Origin of the sequence: Streptomyces sp. NPDC021225 (assembly GCF_044332865.1) — a bacterium.
GTDB lineage: Bacteria > Actinomycetota > Actinomycetes > Streptomycetales > Streptomycetaceae > Streptomyces.
Genome location: NZ_JBIRPV010000004.1, coordinates 891,911 through 912,364, shown reverse-complemented (window position 1 = coordinate 912,364; position 20,454 = coordinate 891,911). Strand labels below are relative to the sequence as shown.

The window sequence follows — 20,454 nt, the reverse complement described above, 5'->3', positions numbered from 1 at the left end:
CCCCACACCCTCAGCCCACCCCGTACCATCCGCCCCAGCCCCATACGCCTTGCACCGCCCATCCACCGACAACCCACGCTGCCGCGCGAACTCCACGAAGGCTCCGGGTGTCGCCATCACGGTGACCCCACCCGCCAGCGCCATGGAGCATTCCCCCGCCCGCAGCGCCTGGCAGGCCAGGTGCAGGGCCACCAGAGACGACGAACACGCCGTGTCCACCGACACCGCGGGTCCTTCCAGGCCGAAGGTGTACGCGACGCGCCCTGACGCGACGCTGCCGGAGTTTCCGGTGAGGACATAGCCCTCGACCTCGGCCACCGTGTCGTGTAGCCGGGGGCCGTAGTCCGTCGGCATCACACCGGCGAACACTCCGGTCCGGCTCCGCCGCACCGACGTGGGGTCGATTCCGGCGTGCTCGAAAGTTTCCCAGGAAGCCTCCAGCAGCAGCCGCTGCTGCGGGTCCATCGCCAGCGCCTCACGCGGGCCGATCCCGAAGAATCCGGCGTCGAACTTCCCTGCGTCGTGGAGGAAACCCCCGTGTCGGGTGTATGTGGTGCCCGGCCGGCTCTGGTCGTAGGGGGCGTAGAGGCGGTCCAGGTCCCAGCCGCGGTCGGTGGGGAATCCGCTCATGGCGTCGGTGCCGGAGGCGACGAGGTCCCAGAGTTGCTCGGGGGTGCGGACGCCGCCCGGGTAGCGACAGGCCATACCGATGATGGCGATGGGCTCATCCGCCCCAGTCGCCACCCCCGCTCCCGCCCCGGCCCCGGACGCGGTGGGGGTGGGCGACAGGGTGACCGTATCGGCGGCGCCCAGGAGGCCCTCCCCCAGGTGCTGGGCGAGGGCAGCAGGCGTGGGGTGATCGAAGACGAGGGTGGCGGGGAGCCGCAGTCCGGTCGCGTCCTTGAGGCGGTTGCGGAGTTCCACGGCGGTGAGGGAGTCGAAGCCGACGTCGCGGAAGGTCGCGTCGGGGGCGATGGCGTCGGGGCTCGGGTGGCCGAGGACCGTGGCGGCGTGGCCGCGGACGAGGGTGATCAGCACCTCGTTCTGTCCGGCAGGGTCGAGCCCGGAGAGCCGGGCTCGCAGGGAGGAGCTGCCGTCGGGAGTGGCGGGGCCCGGCCGGTGGCCGGTGGGCCGTACCAGGCTCCGGAACAGGGGCGGCGGAGTGGTGCCGCGTAGCGCCCTGGTGTCGATCCGGGCCGGGAGGAGCAGCGGTGGGCCACCGGCGAGAGCGGTGTCGAACAGCGCCAGGGCCTCGTCCGTGGCCAGTGGCCGGAGGCCGGAGCGGGCCATGCGGGTGTGGTCGGTCCGGTCGAGGTGGCCGGTCATTCCGCTGGCCTCCTCCCACAGCCCCCAGGCCAGGGACACCGCCGGGAGCCCCGCCGCCCGCCGCTGGTGGGCGAGCGCATCGAGAAAGGCGTTGGCCGCCGCGTAGTTGCCCTGCCCCGGCGAACCCAGAACTCCCGCGGCGGACGAGAAGAGCACGAACGCTGCCAGGTCCAGATGACGCGTCAGCTCGTGCAGATGCCGGGCGGCATCGACCTTGGCGGCCAGAACGGTGTCGAGGTGGCGAGGGGTGAGGGAGCCGATGGTGGCATCGTCGAGTGTGCCCGCGGCATGGATGACGGCGGTCAACGGGTGCTCGGCGGGCAGCTGCCCGAGCAGTTCGGCGAGCGCGGCTCGGTCGGCCGCGTCGCAGGCGGCGACGGTCGCCTGTGCGCCCAACTCCTCAAGTTCTGCGATGAGTTCTGACACGCCCGGCGCGTCGAGGCCGCGGCGGCTGATCAGCAGCAGATTCCGGGCCCGGCCGGTGGCGGCCAGGTGGCGGGCGAGTGCGGCGCCGAGGGTGCCGGTGCCTCCGGTGATGAGGACGGTGCCGTCAGGATCGGCGGTGCGAGGCAGGGTGAGCACGTTCTTTCCGATGGCGCGCCCCTGCTGGAGATGGCGGAAGGCGTCCCTGGCCTGCCGGATGTCCCAGCAGGTGAGCGGCAGTGGGGTCAGCACGCCCTCGTCGAACAGCCGCAGCACGGTCCGCAGGATCTCCCCGACGCGCTCGGTCCCGGCCTCCATCAGGTCGTACGCCCGGTAGGTGACGCCGGGGTGCGCCCGCGCCACTTCCTCCGGGTCGCGGATGTCGGTCTTGCCCATCTCCAGGAACCGGCCGCCGTCGTCGGTCAGCAGACGCAGCGAGGCGTCGACGTACTCCTGGGCCAGGGAGTTGAGGACGACGTCGAAACTCCGCTCGCCGAACCGGTCGGCGAACTGGTCCGCGAAGTCCAGGGTGCGGGACGAGGCGATGCGTTCTCGGGGAATGCCCTGGGTGTGAAGGGTGTCCCATTTGCCGGGGCTCGCCGTGGCGTACACCTCGGCGCCCAGATGGCGGGCCAGTTGGACGGCGGCCATTCCCACCCCGCCCGCCGCGGCGTGTACCAGCACCGACTCCCCCGGGCGCAGTTGCGCCAGGTCCACCAGCCCGTAGTAGGCGGTGGCGAAGACGACGGGGACGGCGGCGGCCTGCGCGAAGGACCAGTGGTCGGGGAAGCGGGTCACGGTGGCCCGTTCGGCGACCGCGATCGGGCCGAACGCGTCGGCGAACACACCCATCACCCGGTCTCCGGGCGCGAGGTCGGCCACCTCAGGACCGACCTCGAGCACCACCCCCGCGCCTTCGCTGCCCAGCCCCCGCTGTCCGGGGACCATTCCCAGGGCCACCAGGACGTCGCGGAAGTTCAGCCCGGCGGCGCGTACCGCGATCCGTAGCTGGCGCGGGCCCAGCGGGGCGGTGTCTGCGGAGGACGCCACCGGCACCAGCCCTTGGAGCGTGCCGGTCTCGGCGCAGTCCAGGCGCCAGCCGCCGCTCTGTGGCGGCACGAGGAGAGCGTCCGTCTGGGTGTCGGCTCGCACCAGCCGGGCCACGTGCAGGCGGCCGGCCCGGATGGCCACCTGTGGTTCGCCCAACGCTGCCGCGCGCGGCAGCGCGGCCCACGATTCCTCAGCCGGGTCCAGGTCCATCAGGAGGATGCGGTCGGGTTCCTCGGCCTGGGCGGATCGCACCAGTCCGCAGACCGCAGCGGCGGCGGGGTCGTCGACACGGTCTGTCTGCGGTGCGGTGGCCACCGCACCGCAGGTGACGAGGGCCAGTCGAGTGTCGGCCAGCCGCGCTTCGCCGAGTCGGCCCTGGAGCAGTTCGAGCGCTTGTCGGGTGCGGGTGTGAACGTCGGCGATCGTCGTGTCGTCGGGCCCGGCAGCCGCCGGGGGGCAGCTCACGAACACCAGGTCCGGCGGCGGGTCGCCCGCGTCCAGGGCCGCCGTCAGTGCGGCGAGGTCCGGGTATCGCCGCACGGGCCCGTCGGCCGCCGCCTCCAGCGCGACCGCCCATCCGGGGGTGGTGTCGCCCAGCACGGCGCATCGTCCGAGGGCCACCGTGGACGGCTCGGGCGCGACGGGCCATTCCAGGATGTGGAGAGCGTCGCGCAGCCGGCCGCCGAGGGCCCGTAGGTTCTCCGGCGCCACCGGCCGGAGAACCAGCGACTCGGCCGAGGCCACCGGGGCGCCCGTCTCGTCGGCCACGTCGACTGCCACCTCGTCCGGCCCCAGCGGCCGCAGCCGTACGCGCAGCGCTGAGGTGCCCGCGGTGTGTACGCGGACCCCGCGCCAGGCGAACGGCAGCCGACCCTGGTCGGATGCGTCGTCCTCCCGTTCCCGGCCGCCGTCGAGGGCCGGTCGGCCGCCGTCGAGGGCCAGGGCGTGCAGCGCTGCGTCGAACAGGGCGGGGTGGAGGCCGAAACGGGGCGCGTCGGCGACATGGTCGGGGAGCCGTACCTCGGCGTAGGTCTCCTCGCCGTGCCGCCAGGCGGCGCGCAGCCCCTGGAAGGCCGGGCCGTAGGCGAAGTCGGCGGCGGCCATCCGGTCGTACAGGCCGTCGAGGTCCAGGGGTTGGGCGCCCGGCGGGGGCCAGGCCGCCGGAATGGGGTCGGCGCCGTTGTCTTCCCCGTCCACGGCGAGTGTGCCGGTGGCGTGCCGTGTCCACGCGACCTCGCCGGCCGTGTGCTGTGCGGGGTCGTCGTCGCGCTGTGCGTAGACGCTCAGTTCGCGGCGGCCGGTGTCGTCCGCCGCGCCGACGGCCACTTGGAATGCCACGCCGCCGCTCTCGGGGAGGATGAGCGGGGTGTGCAGGGTGAGCTCCTCCAGTCTGGGGCAGCCGAGGCGTTCGCCGACGTGCGTGGCCAGCTCCACGAACGCGGTGCCCGGGAGGAGGACGGCGCCGGCGACGGCGTGGTCGGCGAGCCAGGGGTGGGTGTGCGGGGAGAGCCGTCCGGTGAGCAGATGTCCGTCGCCCTCGGCGAGCCCGACCGCCGCGCCGAGCAGTGGGTGTCCGGCCGGGGACAGCCCCGCGGCCGTGACGTCCCCGGCCGTCGTGGGGGCGTCCAGCCAGTAGCGGCGGCGCTGGAAGGCGTAGGTGGGCAACTCGACCTGGTGTGGCGCGGCGGCCTGTGCCCGGTAGTGGCGGTCCCAGGCGACGGGCAGGCCGTGGGTGTGGGCGAGGGCCAGCGAGGTCAGGATGCGGCGGGCGTCGTCCTCGCCGCGGCGCAGGGATCCTACGACGGTGGCCGGGGCGCCGCCGGCCTCGGTGGTGTCCTGGATGGCTGGGGTGAGGGTGGGGTGCGGGCCGGCCTCGATGTAGGTGCGGTACTCGGCGGCGCCGAGGGCCTGGACCGCTTCGGCGAACCGTACGGGCCGGCGCAGATTGCGGTACCAGTACCGGGCGTCGAGGCCGCTGGTGTCGGCCCACTGGTTGTCGACGGTGGAGTAGAAGGGGATGTCGGCGGCCCGGGGGGTGATCCCCCCAAGGGCGCTCAGCAGTTCCTTCTCCACGGCTTCGACGTGCGGGCAGTGGGAGGCGTAGTCGACCGGGATCCGCTTCGCGTCGACTCCCTGGTCCCGGTAGTGTTCCAGCGCCTCCGCCAGGGTTTCCGCGTCGCCGGAGATCACGGTGGCGGTGGGGGCGTTCACGGCGGCAACCCACAGCCGGTCCGGCCACGCCGTCCGCAGCACCTCGCCGACCTGGTCCGGTGGCAGTGGTACGGAGGCCATGCCGCCTTTGCCGCGCAGGGTCTGCAGGGCCCGGCTGCGCAGGGCGACGACCTTGGCCGCGTCGTCCAGGGTCAGCGCGCCGCAGACGTGGGCGGCGGCGATCTCGCCCTGGGAGTGGCCGAGTACGGCGTCCGGTTCGATGCCGTACGAGCGCCACAGCCCGGCCAGCGACACCATCACGGAGAACAGCACCGGCTGAACGACATCGGCCCGCTCCCACACCGGGTCCTCGGGGTCCCGGCGCAGGACGTCCAGCGGCGAACATTCGGCATAGGGTGCCAGCGCCGCCTCGCACGCCGCCATCCGGTCGGCGAAGACGGTCGAGGTTTCCAGCAGTCGCAGCCCCATGCCGGCCCACTGGCCGCCCTGTCCCGGGAAGACGAACACCACGCCCGCGCCGGTCGCGGCCGCGGCCACGCCCCGCACGGTCGCGCTGTCGTCCGGCTCGCCCCCGGCCAGGGCGTCCAGCCCGCGCAGCAGGGTTTCCCGGTCGGCGCCGAGGACGACGGCGCGATGTGCGAGGTCGGACCGGCCGGACACCAGGGTGTGTCCGACGTCGGCGAGGTTCAGCCGCTCGTCGGCCGCCACGAAGCGGCGCAGTTCGGCCGCTTGGGCGCGCAGCGCCTCGGCCGTGGCGCCCGACACGGGCCAGGGCAGCGGCCCCGTCACGGCATGGCCGGGCGCGTCGGGCGGCTCGGGTCCGTCGCCGGTTTCCGGGTGGGGCGCCGCTTCGAGGATGATGTGGGCGTTGGTGCCGCTCACCCCGAAGGAGGACACTCCGGTGCGGCGGGGCCGGTCGTGGTCCGGCCAGGCGATGGGCTCCTTCAGCAGCCGCACCGCGCCCGAGTCCCAGTCGATGTGCGGCGACGGCTCGTCCGCGTGCAGCGTGCGCGGCAGCGTCCCGCGCCGCATGGCCATCACCATCTTGATGACCCCGCCCACGCCGGCGGCCGCCTGTGCGTGGCCGAGGTTGGACTTCATCGAGCCGAGCCACAGCGGCCGGTCCCCGGGCCGCCCCTGGCCGTAGGTCGCCAGCAGGGCCTGCGCCTCGATCGGATCGCCGAGCCTGGTGCCCGTGCCGTGTCCCTCGACCGCGTCGATCTCGGACGCGGACAGCCCGGCGCTCGCCAGCGCCTGCCGGATGACGCGCTGCTGTGCGGGGCCGTTGGGGGCGGTGAGGCCGTTGCTCGCGCCGTCCTGGTTGACGGCGCTGCCCCGTACCACCGCAAGTACCCGGTGGCCGAGCCGCCTGGCGTCGGAGAGCCGCTCCACCAGGAGCATCCCGGCGCCTTCGGCCCAGCCGGTGCCGTCCGCCCCGGCCCCGTACGCCTTGCAGCGGCCGTCGGCCGCCAGGGCGCGCTGCCGGGAGTACTCGACGAACAGGCTGGGGGTGGACATCACCGTCACGCCGCCCGCCAGGGCGAGGGTGCACTCGCCCGCCCGCAGCGCCTGGCAGGCCAGGTGCAGGGCGACCAGTGAGGAGGAGCAGGCGGTGTCCACGGTGACGGCCGGGCCTTCGAGTCCGAGGGTGTAGGCGACCCGGCCCGACGCCACGCCGCCGCCGCTGCCGTTGCCGACGTAGCCCTCGAACCCTTCGGGGACGGTGTGCAGCCGGGAGCCGTAGTCGTGGTACATCACGCCCGCGAAAACCCCGGTCCGGCTGCCGCGCGCCGAAGCCGGGTCGATCCCGGCCCGCTCGAACGCCTCCCAGGAGATCTCCAGCAGCAGCCGCTGCTGGGGGTCCATCGCCAGCGCCTCGCGCGGGCTGATGCCGAAGAAGCCCGGGTCGAACTCGCCCGCGTGGTAAAGGAAACCGCCGTGTCGGGTGTAGGAGGTGCCGGCCCGGTCGGGGTCGGGGTCGTAGAGCCGCTCCACGTCCCAGCCGCGGTCGTCGGGGAAGGTGCCGATGGCATCCCGGCCGTCGGCCACCAGCCCCCACAGGTCCTCCGCCGAGGCCACCCCGCCGGGATAGCGGCAGGCCATGCCGATGATGGCGATGGGCTCCCGCGCGGCCGTGGTGAGTCTGTGGATCTGTTCCTTCAGCCGCTCATTGGCTTTGAGAGAGGCCCGGAGCGCCTCGATCACCTTGTCGGGGGCAGCGGCCATCGGCATCTCCAACCTGCGGACTTCCGTGGATTCACGGACGGTGTGTTCGAACGGCTCGTCAGAACGAGGACAGCTCTTTGTGGTTTGTCGCCCGTGTCCCCACCGGGCCGATCAGGCTCTTCGGCAGTTGCTGGCGACGGCTGATGCGCAGCTTGCGGTAAACACGCGTCAGATGCTGCTCGACCGTGCTCATCGTCACGCACAGCCGTAGTGCGATCTCGCGGTTCGAGTTGCCGTTCGCGGCGAGGATGGCCACGCGCATCTCCGACTCGCTGAGTCCCGCTCCCTGGTCGCGGCCGGGCGGGTCCGGCCGGTCCCCGCCGCACATCGCCTGCCGGGGCAGAATGCTGTCGCACAGCGCCTTGGCACCGCACTCCTCGGCCATCCGCCACGCCCTGCGCCTCACGTTGTTGGCCCGGACCGACTCGCCGACACTCTGGTAGGCGGCACCCAGGTCGGCGAGCGCCCGGGCGAGTTCGAGCCGGTCCCCGCACTGCTGGAGCACCTCGACGGCCTGGGTGAGCAGGTGCGGGCGCTCCGGCGCGGCGGCGACCCGGGCCCGGAGCCGCAGCGAGACGCCCCGGGTGTGCGGGTCGCTCCACAGGCGGGCGCAGGACAGCTGTTCCGTGATCATCCGCGCCGCCCCGGGGCGCTCGCCGAGCCGCAGGAACGCCTGGGCGGCGTCGGTGCGCCAGGGCAGCAGGGCGGGGTGGTCCAGGCCCCAGCACTGTGCCATACGGCCGACGGCCAGGAAGTCGCGGAGCGCGGCGCGGGTGTGGTCGGTGGCCAGATGGTAGTGGCCGCGGGCGCGGAGGTACGCCAGGCCGTACACGCTCTGGAACAGCGCGGCCGGCACCGGGTGGTGCAGCACGCGGGCCGCGTCGTGGTAACGGCCCATGGCGGTGTACGCGTGGAGCCGGGAGGCGAGCGGACCTCCGACGAGGACGCTGCCGCCGCGGCCGGGCAGGCAGGCCAGGGCCTGCCGGGCGCGCTCCTCGGCGTCCGGCAGGGCCCCCTTGCGCAGGGCGATCTCGGCGAGGATGGCGAGGAACTCCGCCTCCCAGCCCGGCGAGCGCCGGGTCGTGGCCTCCTTCAGCAGCCGGTGGCACCACTCGTCGGCCTCGGCCGTCCGGCCGGCCCGCAGCAGGGTCCGTACGGCGTTGGCCACCACCGCCAGCGTGCCGTCCAGCAGCGGGCAGGCGCGCAGCCGCCGTTCGGCCTCGTCGGCGGCGGCCTCGCTGGTGCCGGGGCCGGGGATGCCCCAGATGGCGGCGGCCGTGCCGGCGCCGGGGGTCTCGTCCCAGGGCTCGCGGGGGGCGGCCGCGTCGGGCGCGGGCTGCGGCCGGTTCTCCTCGGGCTCGACGGGCCAGGGGCAGGGGTGCACCACCGACGGCCGCGCCGGGTCGGGATCCGGCCCTGGACCGCTGTGCGGGTGGCCGGCCGCCTCCAGCCGGGCCCGCGCCCGGCTCGCCTCCTCCAGTCGGCCGAAACCGATCAGCAGCCGTACGAGCGGGGCCGTGTCGCCGTCCGCCAGTGCGCCGGTGTGCAGGTCGGCGAGCGTCTCGCCGACGTGGTGCTCGGCGGCGGAGGGGTTGACCCGCCAGAGGGCGGCGGCGAGTGCGATCCGGGTCGCGGCCCGCTGGGGCGGTTCCTGGCAGGCGCGGCAGGCGAGATCCAGATAGCGGATCGCCGCGGGCGCGTCGTCGTCCACCAGGGCCTCGGCGGCGGCGTCGCGCAGTACGGCGACCGCCCAGGCGGGGGCCGTGGGTTGGGCGGCGAGCAGATGCTCGCCGACCTCGGTGGCCCGGGCACCCTGGTCGTGCAGCAACAGGGCGCTGCGCTCGTGCAGCAGCCGCCGGTCGTCGGCGTCCAGGTGGTCGAGTGCGGCCGCGGTGACGACCGGGTGCCGGTAGCGGTGTCCGTCCGTCAACCCGCTCAGTTCCAGGACCTGGAGGGCGCGGGCCACCGCGGCCGTGTCCAGTCCCGGCAACCGGCTCAGCAGGGCGGGGGTGGCGGAGGGGCCGAGCACGGCGAGCGCCCCGGCGACGTCCCGGGTGGGCGTGCCGGTGCGGGCCAGACAGGCCGCCACCGCCTGGTGGAACGGTCCCCCGGCGGTGGGCCGCGGGCCCCGGCCGCCGGTGTCCGGCGCCGCCCACCGGTCCTGGAGCAGGGCCCGCAGCAACAGCGGATTGCCGCCGGTCATGGCGTAGCACTCGGCGCCGCGGCGGCCATCCGCCTGCTGGTCGCCGAGGGTGCCGAGGGTCCCGACCAGCCTGGTCACGCCTTCGGGGCTGAGCGGGTCCAGCGTGATGCGCCGGAAGCCGGGGTGGCGCAGCAGTTCGGTGCCGAGCAGCGGGTCGCCGCCCCGGTCGTACGGGCCCTCCGTGCCGATCAGCAGGATCCTGGCCGAGCGGGCGTGGTGTGCGAGATGCAGCAGCTGCCGCAGCGATGGCTGGTCCGCGTGGTGCAGATCGTCGACCGCGATCACCACCGGCGCGGATATGGAGAGCGCACGCAGCGGCTCCGTGGCGTCGGCCGCGTCCTGTGCCGTTGCGAGCCGCAGCCGTTCGCGGGTCCGGTCCGGCAGCGCCGGGTGCCCGGCCAGCCGCCGTACGAGCCCGAGAGGAGTGGCGCGGTCGTCGGGCAGACCGGGGACGTCGAGGACAACGGCACCGGATTCGGCCGCGATCCCGAGGAATCGCTTCAGGAATTCGCTCTTGCCGCACCCTGGCCCGCCCTCGGCGATCAACAGCCGGAATGCGCCTGCCGCACACTCATGAAGCGTCGCCTCTGCCAGGGCTGTGTGCGCGCTCCGTTCAATGAGCATGGCCCTCCAGGACTCATGTCACATCTCATGACTACTTCCGGACCGCAGTGTGTTCCGGCGCGCTCGAGTCTCGGCGGAGTCACCCTCGCGCGGCGGCGGAGCCCCGCCCGCCGCGCTCCGACGGCCTCGCGGGCAGCGCCCGGCCTTCCCGGCCAGGGGCGGTTAGGGGGTTCTACGGCGCCGTGGGCCTCCTTAAGGTCCCAGTGCCCGCTCACCTCGTCCTCGCCTCCCAGGGAGTTCTATGACCGGCGGACATCCCGGCAGCCAGGAAGGCGAGCCGATCGCGATCGTGGGGTACGCGTGCCGACTGCCGAAGTCGCCCGATCCCGAGAGCTTCTGGCGACTGCTCCGCGACGGCGAGGACGCCGTCACATGGCTGCCGTGCGATCGTCGGACCCTCTTCGCGGAACCCGGAGAACAGCAGTCGAGGGCTCCCCGCCGGGGTGCCTTCCTTCACGGCATCGACCACTTCGACTCATCCTTCTTCGGAATGGCCCCGCAGGACGCCGCGGCCATGGATCCTCAGCGGCGCCTGGCGCTGGAGCTGGGCTGGGAGGCCCTGGAAGACGCCGGGGTGGTGATCGACCGCGTCAAGAACGGCGAGACCGGAGTGTTCCTCGGCGCGGCGCGCGAGGACTACGCCGACGTACTGCGCGCGCAGGGCGTGGAACCGCCTTCCGAGACGGTTCGTGACACCATCGCCGACACGGTCGCCGCCTTCCTCGGCACCACCGGCCCGAGCCTCGCGGTCGACGCCGCCCAGGTGTCCGCGCTCGCCGCCGTCCACGCGGCCGGGGAGAGTCTGCGCCGGGGGGAGTGCGTGCTCGCCCTCGCCGGTGGCGTGCGGCTGCGCATCGGGTGGGATGAAGACCGGCCCGGCCACCTGACGGAGGAAGCTCCGGTCCCTGGCGAGGGTGGCTGCCTGTTCGCCCTGAAACGGCTCTCCCTTGCCCTCGCCGACGGCGACCGGGTCCGGTGCGTGATCCTGGGCGGAGCGGTCCACAACGGCCGCGGCGAGGAGCCGGCCATCCCGCAAGGTGTCACACAGGCCCAGGTGTTGCGGGACGCGTGTGCGCGAGCCGGTGTCGCTCCCGGCCGCGTCTCCTATCTCGCGGTCGACGGCGGCGGAGCCTCGGCCGAGGACGGCATCGGGGCGGCCACGCGGGCGCTGCTCCAATCCGGCAGGGCGCACGGCTCCGGGGCGGCGACGGATTCGGCCGATACCGGCATCGGTCGGCTGGGCAGCGTCGCGGGGGTGGCGGGACTTCTCAAGAGTGTGCTGTCGATCGAACACCGTTGCCTGCCGCCTGACCCCGGTGACATCCGCCGCATGCCGCGCCCGTGGCCCGGGGCGGAGGGCGTGCCGCTGTTGGCCGGTGTGCTGGCGTCCGGGGCGGATGGCACGCACTGCCACCTCGTACTCGGCGAAGCCCCGCCGGCCACCCCCGACACGCCCGCCGCCCCGGCCCGGTCCCGGCGGGCGACAGGGCGCGGCGGCGCTCGGCCGGCCACGCTCGTCCCCTGGGTGCTGTCCGGCCGGACCCCCGCCGCGCTGCGGGCGCAGGCGCGGCGGCTGCTCGACCATGTGGCAGGGCGCCCACAGCCGGCGCCGGAGGATGTCGGGTACTCGCTGGCGACTACCCGGGCGTCCTTCGAACACCGGGCGGTGGTCCTCGGCGCCGGTGCTGAGGACCTCATGGACGGCCTGGAGGCGGTGGCCGCGGGGCGGGACGACCCGCGCCTCGTCATGGGCCGGACGGTCCCCGACACCGGGCCGGTGTTCGTCTTCCCCGGTCAGGGCCCGCAGTGGCCGGGGATGGCGCGGGAGCTGCTGCGGACTTCCGCGGTTTTCCGGGAGGGCGTGGAGGCCTGCGCCGCGGCGTTCGAGCCGTTCCTCGACTGGTCGTTGCTCAGCTTGCTGAGCCGCGAGGAGCCCGACGCGGCTGCCTGGAATCGGGCTGACGTGGTGCAACCCGCCCTGTTCACCACGATGATGTCGCTGGTCGGCCTCTGGCGTTCCCACGGCGTCGAACCGGCCGCCGTGGTCGGGCACTGTGTCGGCGAGGTCGTGGCCGCCTGTGCCGCCGGCGGGCTGTCGCCGGCGGACGGGGCTCGTGTCGTGGCGCTGTGGAGCAGGGCCCAGGCGAGGCTCTCCGGGCGCGGGGCGATGGCCTCGGTGCTGCTGCCCGAGGAACAGGTGCGCTCACAGCTACGATCCTGGGGGGAGCGCTTGGCCGTCGCCGCGGTCAACGGGCCCAATTCCACGGTGGTTTCCGGTGACGGCGACGCCGTCCGCCAGTTCGTGACGGAGGTCTCCGCCCTGGGGGTTCGCGCCCGCCCGGTCGCGATCGATCTCGCCACGCACTCCCCGCAGACGGACGAGCTGATGGACGAGATCCGGAGTGCGTTGGCGCCCATCAGGCCCCGGTCGTCGCCCATCCCCTTCTATTCCACGGTCGTCGGCAGTCGATTGGACACCAAGGAGCTGGATGCCGACTACTGGTGCCGGAATCTGCGCCGGACCGTCCGCTTCGAGCAGGCGGCCCGGCTGGCGCTCAGCCACGGGCACCGGCTGTTCGTCGAGCTGAGCCCGCATCCGGCGCTGGCCATGGGGTTGCGGGACACCTTCGAGGATGCCGCTCCAGAGGCCGTGGTCGTGGGCACGCTGCGCCGCGGCCGGGGCGGCATGGAGCAGTTTCTCCACTCCCTGGCGCGCGCTCACGTCCACGGTGTCCAGGTGGACTGGGCGCCGGTGTTCTCCGCGCCCGGCGTCCGGCGGGTGGACCTGCCCACGTACGCGTTCCAGCGGCAGCCCTGCCGACCGCGAACCCCCGGCGACGTGTCCGCCGCGACCGGCTCACCTCGCCCGGCGGGCCGGTTCTCCGGTCTGCCCGAAGCGGAGCGGCGCCGCCGCCTGCTGGCGCTCGTACGAAGCCAGGTGGCCGAGGTGTTGCGGCTGCCCGGAGCCGGCGCGGTGGATCCGGAGCGCAGTTTCGAGGAGATCGGCCTCGACTCCGCGGCCGCGCTCGAGCTGCGCGACGGCCTCGGTTCCGCCACCGGATTGCGGCTGCCGGCCATCGTGGCCTTCAACCACCCCACCGCGGGGGCACTGGCCGGCCATCTGGGCGCCCTGCTGGGCGACACGCAACCCTCGGCCGGCCCGCCGCCGGTGAGGGGCCAGGCCGATTCCGCCGGTGAGCCGATCGCGATCGTCGGGATGGCCTGCCGGTTCGCGGGGGATGTGCGCTCTCCCGAAGACCTCTGGCAACTGGTCGCCTCCGGCAGCGAGATCACGCCGGGCTTCCCCGACGACCGGGGATGGGATCTGGACGCCCTCTACGACCCGGATCCGGACCGGGCGGGCACCACATACGCGCGCGGTGGCAGGTTCCTGGCCGACGCCGCGGACTTCGACGCGGGCTTCTTCAGAATCAGTCCGCGCGAGGCCCTGGCGATGGATCCGCATCAGCGGCTGATGCTGGAGGCCTCCTGGGAGGTGTTCGAACGGGCCGGGATCGACCCGGCCACCCTGCGCGGCAGCCGGACCGCCGTGTTCGCCGGAGCGTACGACCAGGGCTATGTGCCGAGACCGTACCGGGCGCCGGAGGAGGTTGAGGGGTATCTGCTGACCGGTGGCATGGGCGGTGTCGTCTCGGGACGGATCGCGTACGCCTTCGGTCTGCGGGGCCCGGCGGTCACCGTGGACACGGCGTGCTCGTCGTCGCTGGTGGCCGTGCACCTGGCCGGCCGGGCGCTGCGCTCGGGCGAGTGCGGACTGGCGCTGGCCGGCGGGGTCTCGGTCGTCGCGGATCCCGGGCTCCTCGTGGAGTTCTCCCGGCAGAAAGCCCTGTCTGCGGACGGGCGGTGCAAGGCGTACTCCTCCGACGGGGACGGCTTCGGCATCGCCGAGGGGGTGGGCGTACTGCTCCTCGAGCGGCTGTCGGACGCGCGGCGCGCCGGACATCCGGTGCTCGCGGTGATCCGGGGCAGTGCGATCAACCAGGACGGCGCGAGCAATGGGCTGACGGCGCCGAACGGGCTGGCCCAGGAGCAGGTGATCCACGCGGCCCTCGCGGACGCCCGTCTGTGCGCCGCGGACGTCGACGCCGTCGAGGGGCACGGCACGGGCACCGGGCTCGGTGATCCGATCGAGGCGCATGCGCTGCTGGGCACCTATGGTCGGGGACGCCCGGCGGAACGGCCGCTGTGGCTGGGGTCGCTGAAGTCCAACATCGGGCACACCCAGGCCGCGGCCGGAGTCGCCGGCGTGATCAAGACGGTGCTGGCGCTGCGGCACCGGACGCTCCCGGCCACGCTGCACGCGACGGAGCCCTCGCCGCATGTGGACTGGGCGGACGGCGCCGTCCGGCTGGTGACCGAGGCGACGCCCTGGCCCCGCGGCGGAGGGCCGGGGCGGGCCGGGGTCTCCTCGTTCGGCATCAGCGGCACCAACGCCCATCTGATCCTGGAAGAAGCCCCCGAACAGGAACGAGATCCCGCCGCCGAGGACAGTGGCGCGGAGCACCCCTCCACGGTGCTGCCCGTCGTGCCGTGGGCGTTGTCGGCCAGAAGCACTCGGGCGCTGCGGGACCAGGCGCGCAGGCTGCGGAGTTTTGTGGCGGACGAACGGGGCGCCGGGCCACTCGACGTCGGGTATGCCCTGGCCACCACCCGATCGATGCTCGAGCACCGTGCGGTGGTTCTCGCCGCGGACCACGACGGTTTCCTGCGCGGTCTGGAAGCGCTGGCGCACGGGGAACCGGCGCCGGAGGTCGTCGAAGGCCGGGGGCCGGCCCCTGCCGTAGCCGCCCCCGCCGTGGTCTTCGTCTTCCCCGGCCAGGGTGTGCAGTGGGCGGGAATGGCCACCGAACTGCTGGCTTCGTCGGCGGTGTTCGCCGAGCGGATGGCGGCGTGTGCCGAGGCCCTGGCCCCGTACGTCGGCTGGTCGCTGCCCGAGGTGCTGCGCGGGGCGGCGGGCGCGCCACCACTGGACCGCGTCGATGTGATCCAGCCCGTGCTGTTCTCGGTCAATGTCTCCCTTGCCGCGCTGTGGCGGTCCTGCGGCGTAGAGCCGGACGCGGTCGTCGGCCACTCCCAGGGGGAGATCGCCGCGGCGCATGTCGCGGGTGCCCTGTCCCTGGAGGACGCGGCGCGGGTGGTGGCTCTGCGCAGCCGGGCGGTCGGCGCCCTGGCCGGTCGTGGGGGCATGGTGTCGGTGCCCCGGCCGGCCGAGGAGGTCACCGCGTCCCCGCAGTGGGAGGACTTGAAGGACCGGTTGGCGGTGGCGGCGGTCAACGGCCCCGGTACCACCGTGGTCTCCGGTGACGCCGAGGCCGTGGCGGAACTGATGGCCGCGTACCAGGCCGAGGGGGTGGACGCCCGGCGGATCGCCGTGGATTACGCCTCGCACTGCCCGCAGGTCGAGGCCGTCGAGCACCGTCTGGTCGACGCGCTCTGCGGCATCGCCCCGCGCCCCGCCCGGATTCCCTTCTACTCCGCCGTAGCGGCCGGCCCGATCGCCACCGCCGAGCTCACCGCGGAGTACTGGTACCGCAATCTGCGGCACACCGTACGTTTCCAGCAGGCCGCCGAGGCCCTGGCGACGGCGGGTCACCGGGTGTTCGTCGAGGTCAGCCCCCACCCGGCGCTGGCGGCGGGACTACAGGAAACCCTGGATCGCAGCGGTGTCGACGACGCTGTCGTGGTGGGGTCGCTGCGCCGTGGCCAGGGCGGGATGCCGCGCTTCCTGACGTCGCTGGCGCAGGTCCACACGGCCGGTGTCGGAGTGGACTGGCCGAAGGTCTTCGCCACGGCGCTGGCGGGCCGGCCGGCGCCCAGGAGGGTGGAGCTGCCGACTTACGCCTTCCAGCGGGAGCGCTACTGGCTGGAGCCGCCCGCCCCGCCCGGGGACACGGCGGCCTTGGGCGTGGACGCGGCCGATCACCCTCTGCTGGGCGCCGTCGTCGAACTGGCCGACGGCCGCGAGACGGTGTTCACCAGCCGGATCTCACTGCGGACGCATCCCTGGCTGGCCGACCACGCGGTGGCCGGTGTGGTGCTGCTGCCGGGCACGGCACTTGTCGAGCTGGCGCTCCGGGCCGGGGATCAGGTCGGCTGTGACCGGGTGGAGGAGCTGGCCCTGGAGACCCCCGTCGCCATCCCGGAAGGTGGCTCGGTGGTGGTGCGGCTCCAGGTCAAGGCTCCCGACGCGGCCGGGCGGCGGGCGCTGGCCGTGTACGCCCGGATCGACGACGGCTCGGCCGCCGCACCCGCGCGCGGAGAGTGGACCCCGCACGCCACCGGTGTGCTGGCCGAGTCGGACACCGAGGCCGGCCCGGCCTCGGTGCGGGCGGTGTGCGACGCAGACGGAATGTGGCCGCCGACCGGAGCGGTCCCGATCGGCCTCGATGACGTCTACGAACGGCTGGCCGCTCTCGGCTACCAGTACGGACCCGAGTTCCAAGGGCTGCGGGCGGCTTGGCGGCACGGCGGGGACATCGTGGCCGAGGTGTGCCTTCCGGGCGCGCAGGCCGCCGAGTCCGACCGGTTCGCGGTGCATCCCGCCCTGTGGGACGCCGCCTTGCACCCGCTCGCGCTCGGCCTGGCGGAGGGGCGGGAGACGCGGCGGATCCGGCTGCCGTTCGTCTGGAGCGGGCTGACCCTGCACTCCCGCGGTGCCTCGGCGCTGCGTGTGCGGCTGTCGCCACTGCGGCCGGACGAGGTCGCCATGGCCGTGACCGACGACCGCGGCCGGCCGGTGGCCACCGTACGGTCGCTGGTGCTGCGCCCGGTCTCCGACGAGCAGCTCCAGGCCGCCCGCACCGGCCGGGCCGCCGGGATCTTTCAGCTGGAGTGGAACCCAGCCGTGGTCCCCGAGACATCCGCCTCGGCCGGGGGCCGCTGGGCGGTCCTGGGCCCGGACCCGCTCGGTGTCGCCGAGGCTCTGGGCGACGCCGGTAGCCCGGTGGACGGGTACACGGATCCGGCCCGGCTGGGTGAGGCCGTCGCCACGGGCGCTCCGCTCCCGGACACGGTGATCGTCCCCGTCCTGGCGGACGGAGCGCAGGCCTTCCTCGCCGATGGCGCACCCGGGCCGGGGACCTGGACGGACCGCGGTGCGGCCGGGGCGGTGCACACCGCGGTGTACCGGGTCCTGGATCTGCTGCGGTCCTGGCTTGCCGAGGAGCGGTTCACCGCCGTCCGGCTGGTGGTGCTCACGCGCGGCGCCGTCGCGGTGGCTCCCGGAGAGGGAGTACGGGACCTGGCACACGCTCCGGTCTGGGGGTTGGTTCGCTCGGCGCAGGCGGAACACCCCGGCCGGTTCATGCTCGCCGATGTCGACGGGCAGGCCGCTTCGCTCGCTGCGCTCCCGTCTGCACTGACCATCGGGGAGCCGCGGATCGCCGTACGGGCCGGCGCCGTCCACCTTCCGGCTCTGGCCCGCGCGGGCCGCGACGACGCCCTGCCGTCTCCGGCCCGGGCACGGTCCTGGCGGCTGGAGCTGCCTCCCGCGGGCACGGTGGGGAGCCTGGCCCTGCGGCCGTGCTCCACGGCGGTGGCCCCGCTGGAGCCGGGGCAGGTGCGGATCGCCGTACGGGCCGCCGGCCTGAACTTCCGCGACGTCGCCGTCGCGCATGGTCTGGTGACCGGTCAGGAAGGCCTGGGCCTCGAAGGTGCCGGGGTCGTCACCGAGGTGGGGCCGCGGGTCCGCGGACTTGCCGTGGGCGACCGGGTCATGGGCGTCTTCACCAGGGCTTTCGGCCCGGTGGCGATCGCCGATCGGCGGCTGCTCGCCCGTATCCCGGCCGGCTGGTCGTTCGCCCGGGCCGCGTCGGTCCCGGTCGTGTTCCTCACCGCCTACCACGCGCTCGTCGACCTCGCGGAGCTGCGGCCGGGCGAATCCCTGCTGGTGCACGCCGCGGCCGGCGGGGTGGGCATGGCCGCCGTACAACTCGCCCGCCACCTCGGCGCGGAGGTGTTCGCCACCGCCGCGCCCGGCAAATGGGACGTCCTGCGGTCCATGGGAATCGGCGACGGCCGGATCGCCTCCTCCCGCACCGTGGACTTCGAACAGCGGATCATGGCCGCCACGCAGGAGCGCGGCGTGGACGTGGTCCTGAACTGCCTGACGCGGGAGTTCGTGGACGCGTCGCTGCGCCTGCTGCCACGCGGCGGCCACTTCCTCGAGATGGGCAAGACGGACGTCCGCGATCCCCGTGACGTGGCGGCGGGCCACCGTGGCATCGCGTACCGGGCCTTCGACCTGCTGACGGTCGCGCCCGAGCGGATCGAGCGGATGCTGACCGAACTGCTGGCCCTGTTCGAGCGCGGTGTGCTCCGTCCGCTGCCGGTCACCGCCTGGGACGTGCGGCAGGCCCCGGAAGCGTTCCGGTTCCTCGGCCGGGGCCGGCACGTGGGCAAGAATGTGCTCACCGTGCCTCGCCCGCTCGACCCCGACGGGACGGTGCTCATCACCGGCGGCACAGGGGTGCTGGGCGGGCTGGTGGCCCGGCACCTGGTGGCGGCTCACGCGGTACGGCGCCTGATCCTGGCCGGCCGGCGGGGCGTCGGGGCCGAGGGCGTGGCCCGACTCGCCGCGGATCTGGAGGAGTCGGGCGCCGAGGTGTCGGTGGTGGCATGTGACGCGGCCGACCGTGACGCGCTCGACCGCCTCCTCGCCACCGTCCCGGACCGGCATCCGCTGACGGCCGTCATCCACGCGGCCGGTGTCCTGGACGACGGCGTGCTCACCTCGCTCACCCCCGAACGGTGCGAAGCCGTTCTGCGAGCCAAGGTGGATGCCGCACTGAACCTTCACGCGCTCACCCAGGACGCCGATCTGGCGGCCTTCGTCCTGTTCTCCTCGACCGCGGGCGTACTGGGCCATCCCGGCCAGAGCAACTACGCGGCAGCCAACGCGTTCCTCGACGCCCTCGCCGAACACCGCCGCGGGCAGGGGCTCCCCGCCGTCTCGCTGGCCTGGGGCCTGTGGGCCCAGAGCACCGGCATGACCGGTCGCATGAGCGACACCGACCGAGCCCGCATGGCGCGCGAGGGCGTGACCCCCATGACCGTGCAGGAGGGCTTGTCCCTGTTCGACACCGGACGGGCCTCGCACCGCCCCTGCCTCATCGCCGCCCGGCTGAACACCCCGGCGCTCATCGCCCCGGCCGCGGCAGGGCCACGACGGCCGTCGCACGGCTCGGCACACGGCCGCGCCGGCCGGAACGCGGATGCCCCGGCGGGGACCCGTGACCGTCTGTTCCGGCTTCCTCCGGAGGGGCAGGACCAGGCTCTTCTGGAACTGGTCCAAACCCACGCCGCCACCGTCCTCGGCCACACCGGGACCGGCACGATCGAGGCGAAGCGCGAATTCCGCGCCATGGGGTTCGACTCCCTGACGGTGATCGAGCTGCGTAACCGGCTGGTACACGCGACCGGTTGCCGACTGCCCGCCACGGTCGTCTTCGACCACCCCACGCCCATGGCCCTGGCACAGGATCTGCTGACGCGGCTGACGGCGGGGAAGCCTGGTGCCGCGAGCGGTGTCGCCAAGGACAGCGGAGGGGGCGGGGCGGCATCTGTTGAGGACACACCCGACACCGTCGCTTCGATGTTCCTCGATTCCTGCACGTCCGGCCGGGCCGGCGCCGGCATCGAACTGATCAAAGCCGCCTCCCGGCTCCGTCCCACCTTCGACCGCCCCGGTGGCGAATGCCTGCTGCCGGAGGCCACTCGGCTCGCGCGGGGTGACAAACAGCCTCTCCTGGTGTGCTTTCCCACGATCGCGGGCCCGCCCGATCACCGCCATTACGCCGGCTTCGCCTCGGCTCTGGAGAACAGCCACGACGTATGGCATGTGCCGCTGCCGGGTTTCGCCGCGGGCGAGCGCCTTCCCGCGACCGTGGACGCGGTCGCCGAGTTGCTTTCCGACACCGCGCGGAAATGCGCCGACGGGGCTCCGTTCGCGCTCGTCGGACAGTGCGCGGGGGGCTGGTTCGCGCATGAGGTGGCCCACCGTCTGGAGAGCCTCGGGATGGCCCCGGCGGGTGTGGTGCTCATGGACACCTACCCGCCCGACGACTCGGCCCTGGTCTTCGAGACGGCGATGAACAACGGTATGTGGGAACGGGTGCGGTCCCTGGTCCGGGTGGACCACGCGATGGTCAGCGCGATGGGCGGATATCTTCGGGTCTTCGCCGACTGGACACCGGCCGAGATCGCCACCCCGACCCTCCTGCTGCGCGCGCGGGATCCCTTTCCCGGAAGGACGGGAGAGCCGCTGGAGGGCTTCGACGTCCGCCCCTCCTGGACACTTCCGCACACCGTCGTCGATGTGCCGGGCAATCACCTCAACATGCTGGCCGACCACGCCGGTTCAACGGCCCGGTGCGTCCATGCGTGGCTCATGACGGTGGGCGGGGGCTGAG

Annotated in this window: 3 protein-coding genes; 1 reads left to right on the top strand and 2 read right to left on the bottom strand. The window is 74.0% G+C overall.

The genetic code is table 11. The features are described 5' to 3' along the window. Positions 1-7,197, bottom strand: a 7,197-nt coding sequence (locus ACH4S9_RS22260; protein WP_398373646.1) for an SDR family NAD(P)-dependent oxidoreductase, incomplete at its 3' end; no start/stop codon positions are given. A 58-nt stretch (positions 7,198-7,255) separates the two neighbouring features. Further along, a complete protein-coding gene (locus ACH4S9_RS22255) occupies positions 7,256-10,024 on the bottom strand; it encodes a LuxR C-terminal-related transcriptional regulator (protein ID WP_398373645.1) in 2,769 nt (922 codons plus the stop codon). A 241-nt stretch (positions 10,025-10,265) separates the two neighbouring features. Between ACH4S9_RS22255 and ACH4S9_RS22250 the strand changes: the two genes are divergently transcribed. Continuing rightward, a complete protein-coding gene (locus tag ACH4S9_RS22250; protein ID WP_398373644.1) occupies positions 10,266-20,453 on the top strand; it encodes an SDR family NAD(P)-dependent oxidoreductase in 10,188 nt (3,395 codons plus the stop codon). The last annotated feature ends 1 nt before the right edge of the window (position 20,454 follow it).

What these genes read in the sequence shown, in the direction of transcription:
- ACH4S9_RS22255 (WP_398373645.1), bottom strand. Translation starts at nt 10,024, where the DNA reads ATGCTCATTGAACGGAGCGCGCACACAGCCCTGGCAGAGGCGACGCTT.
- ACH4S9_RS22250 (WP_398373644.1), top strand. Translation starts at nt 10,266, where the DNA reads ATGACCGGCGGACATCCCGGCAGCCAGGAAGGCGAGCCGATCGCGATC.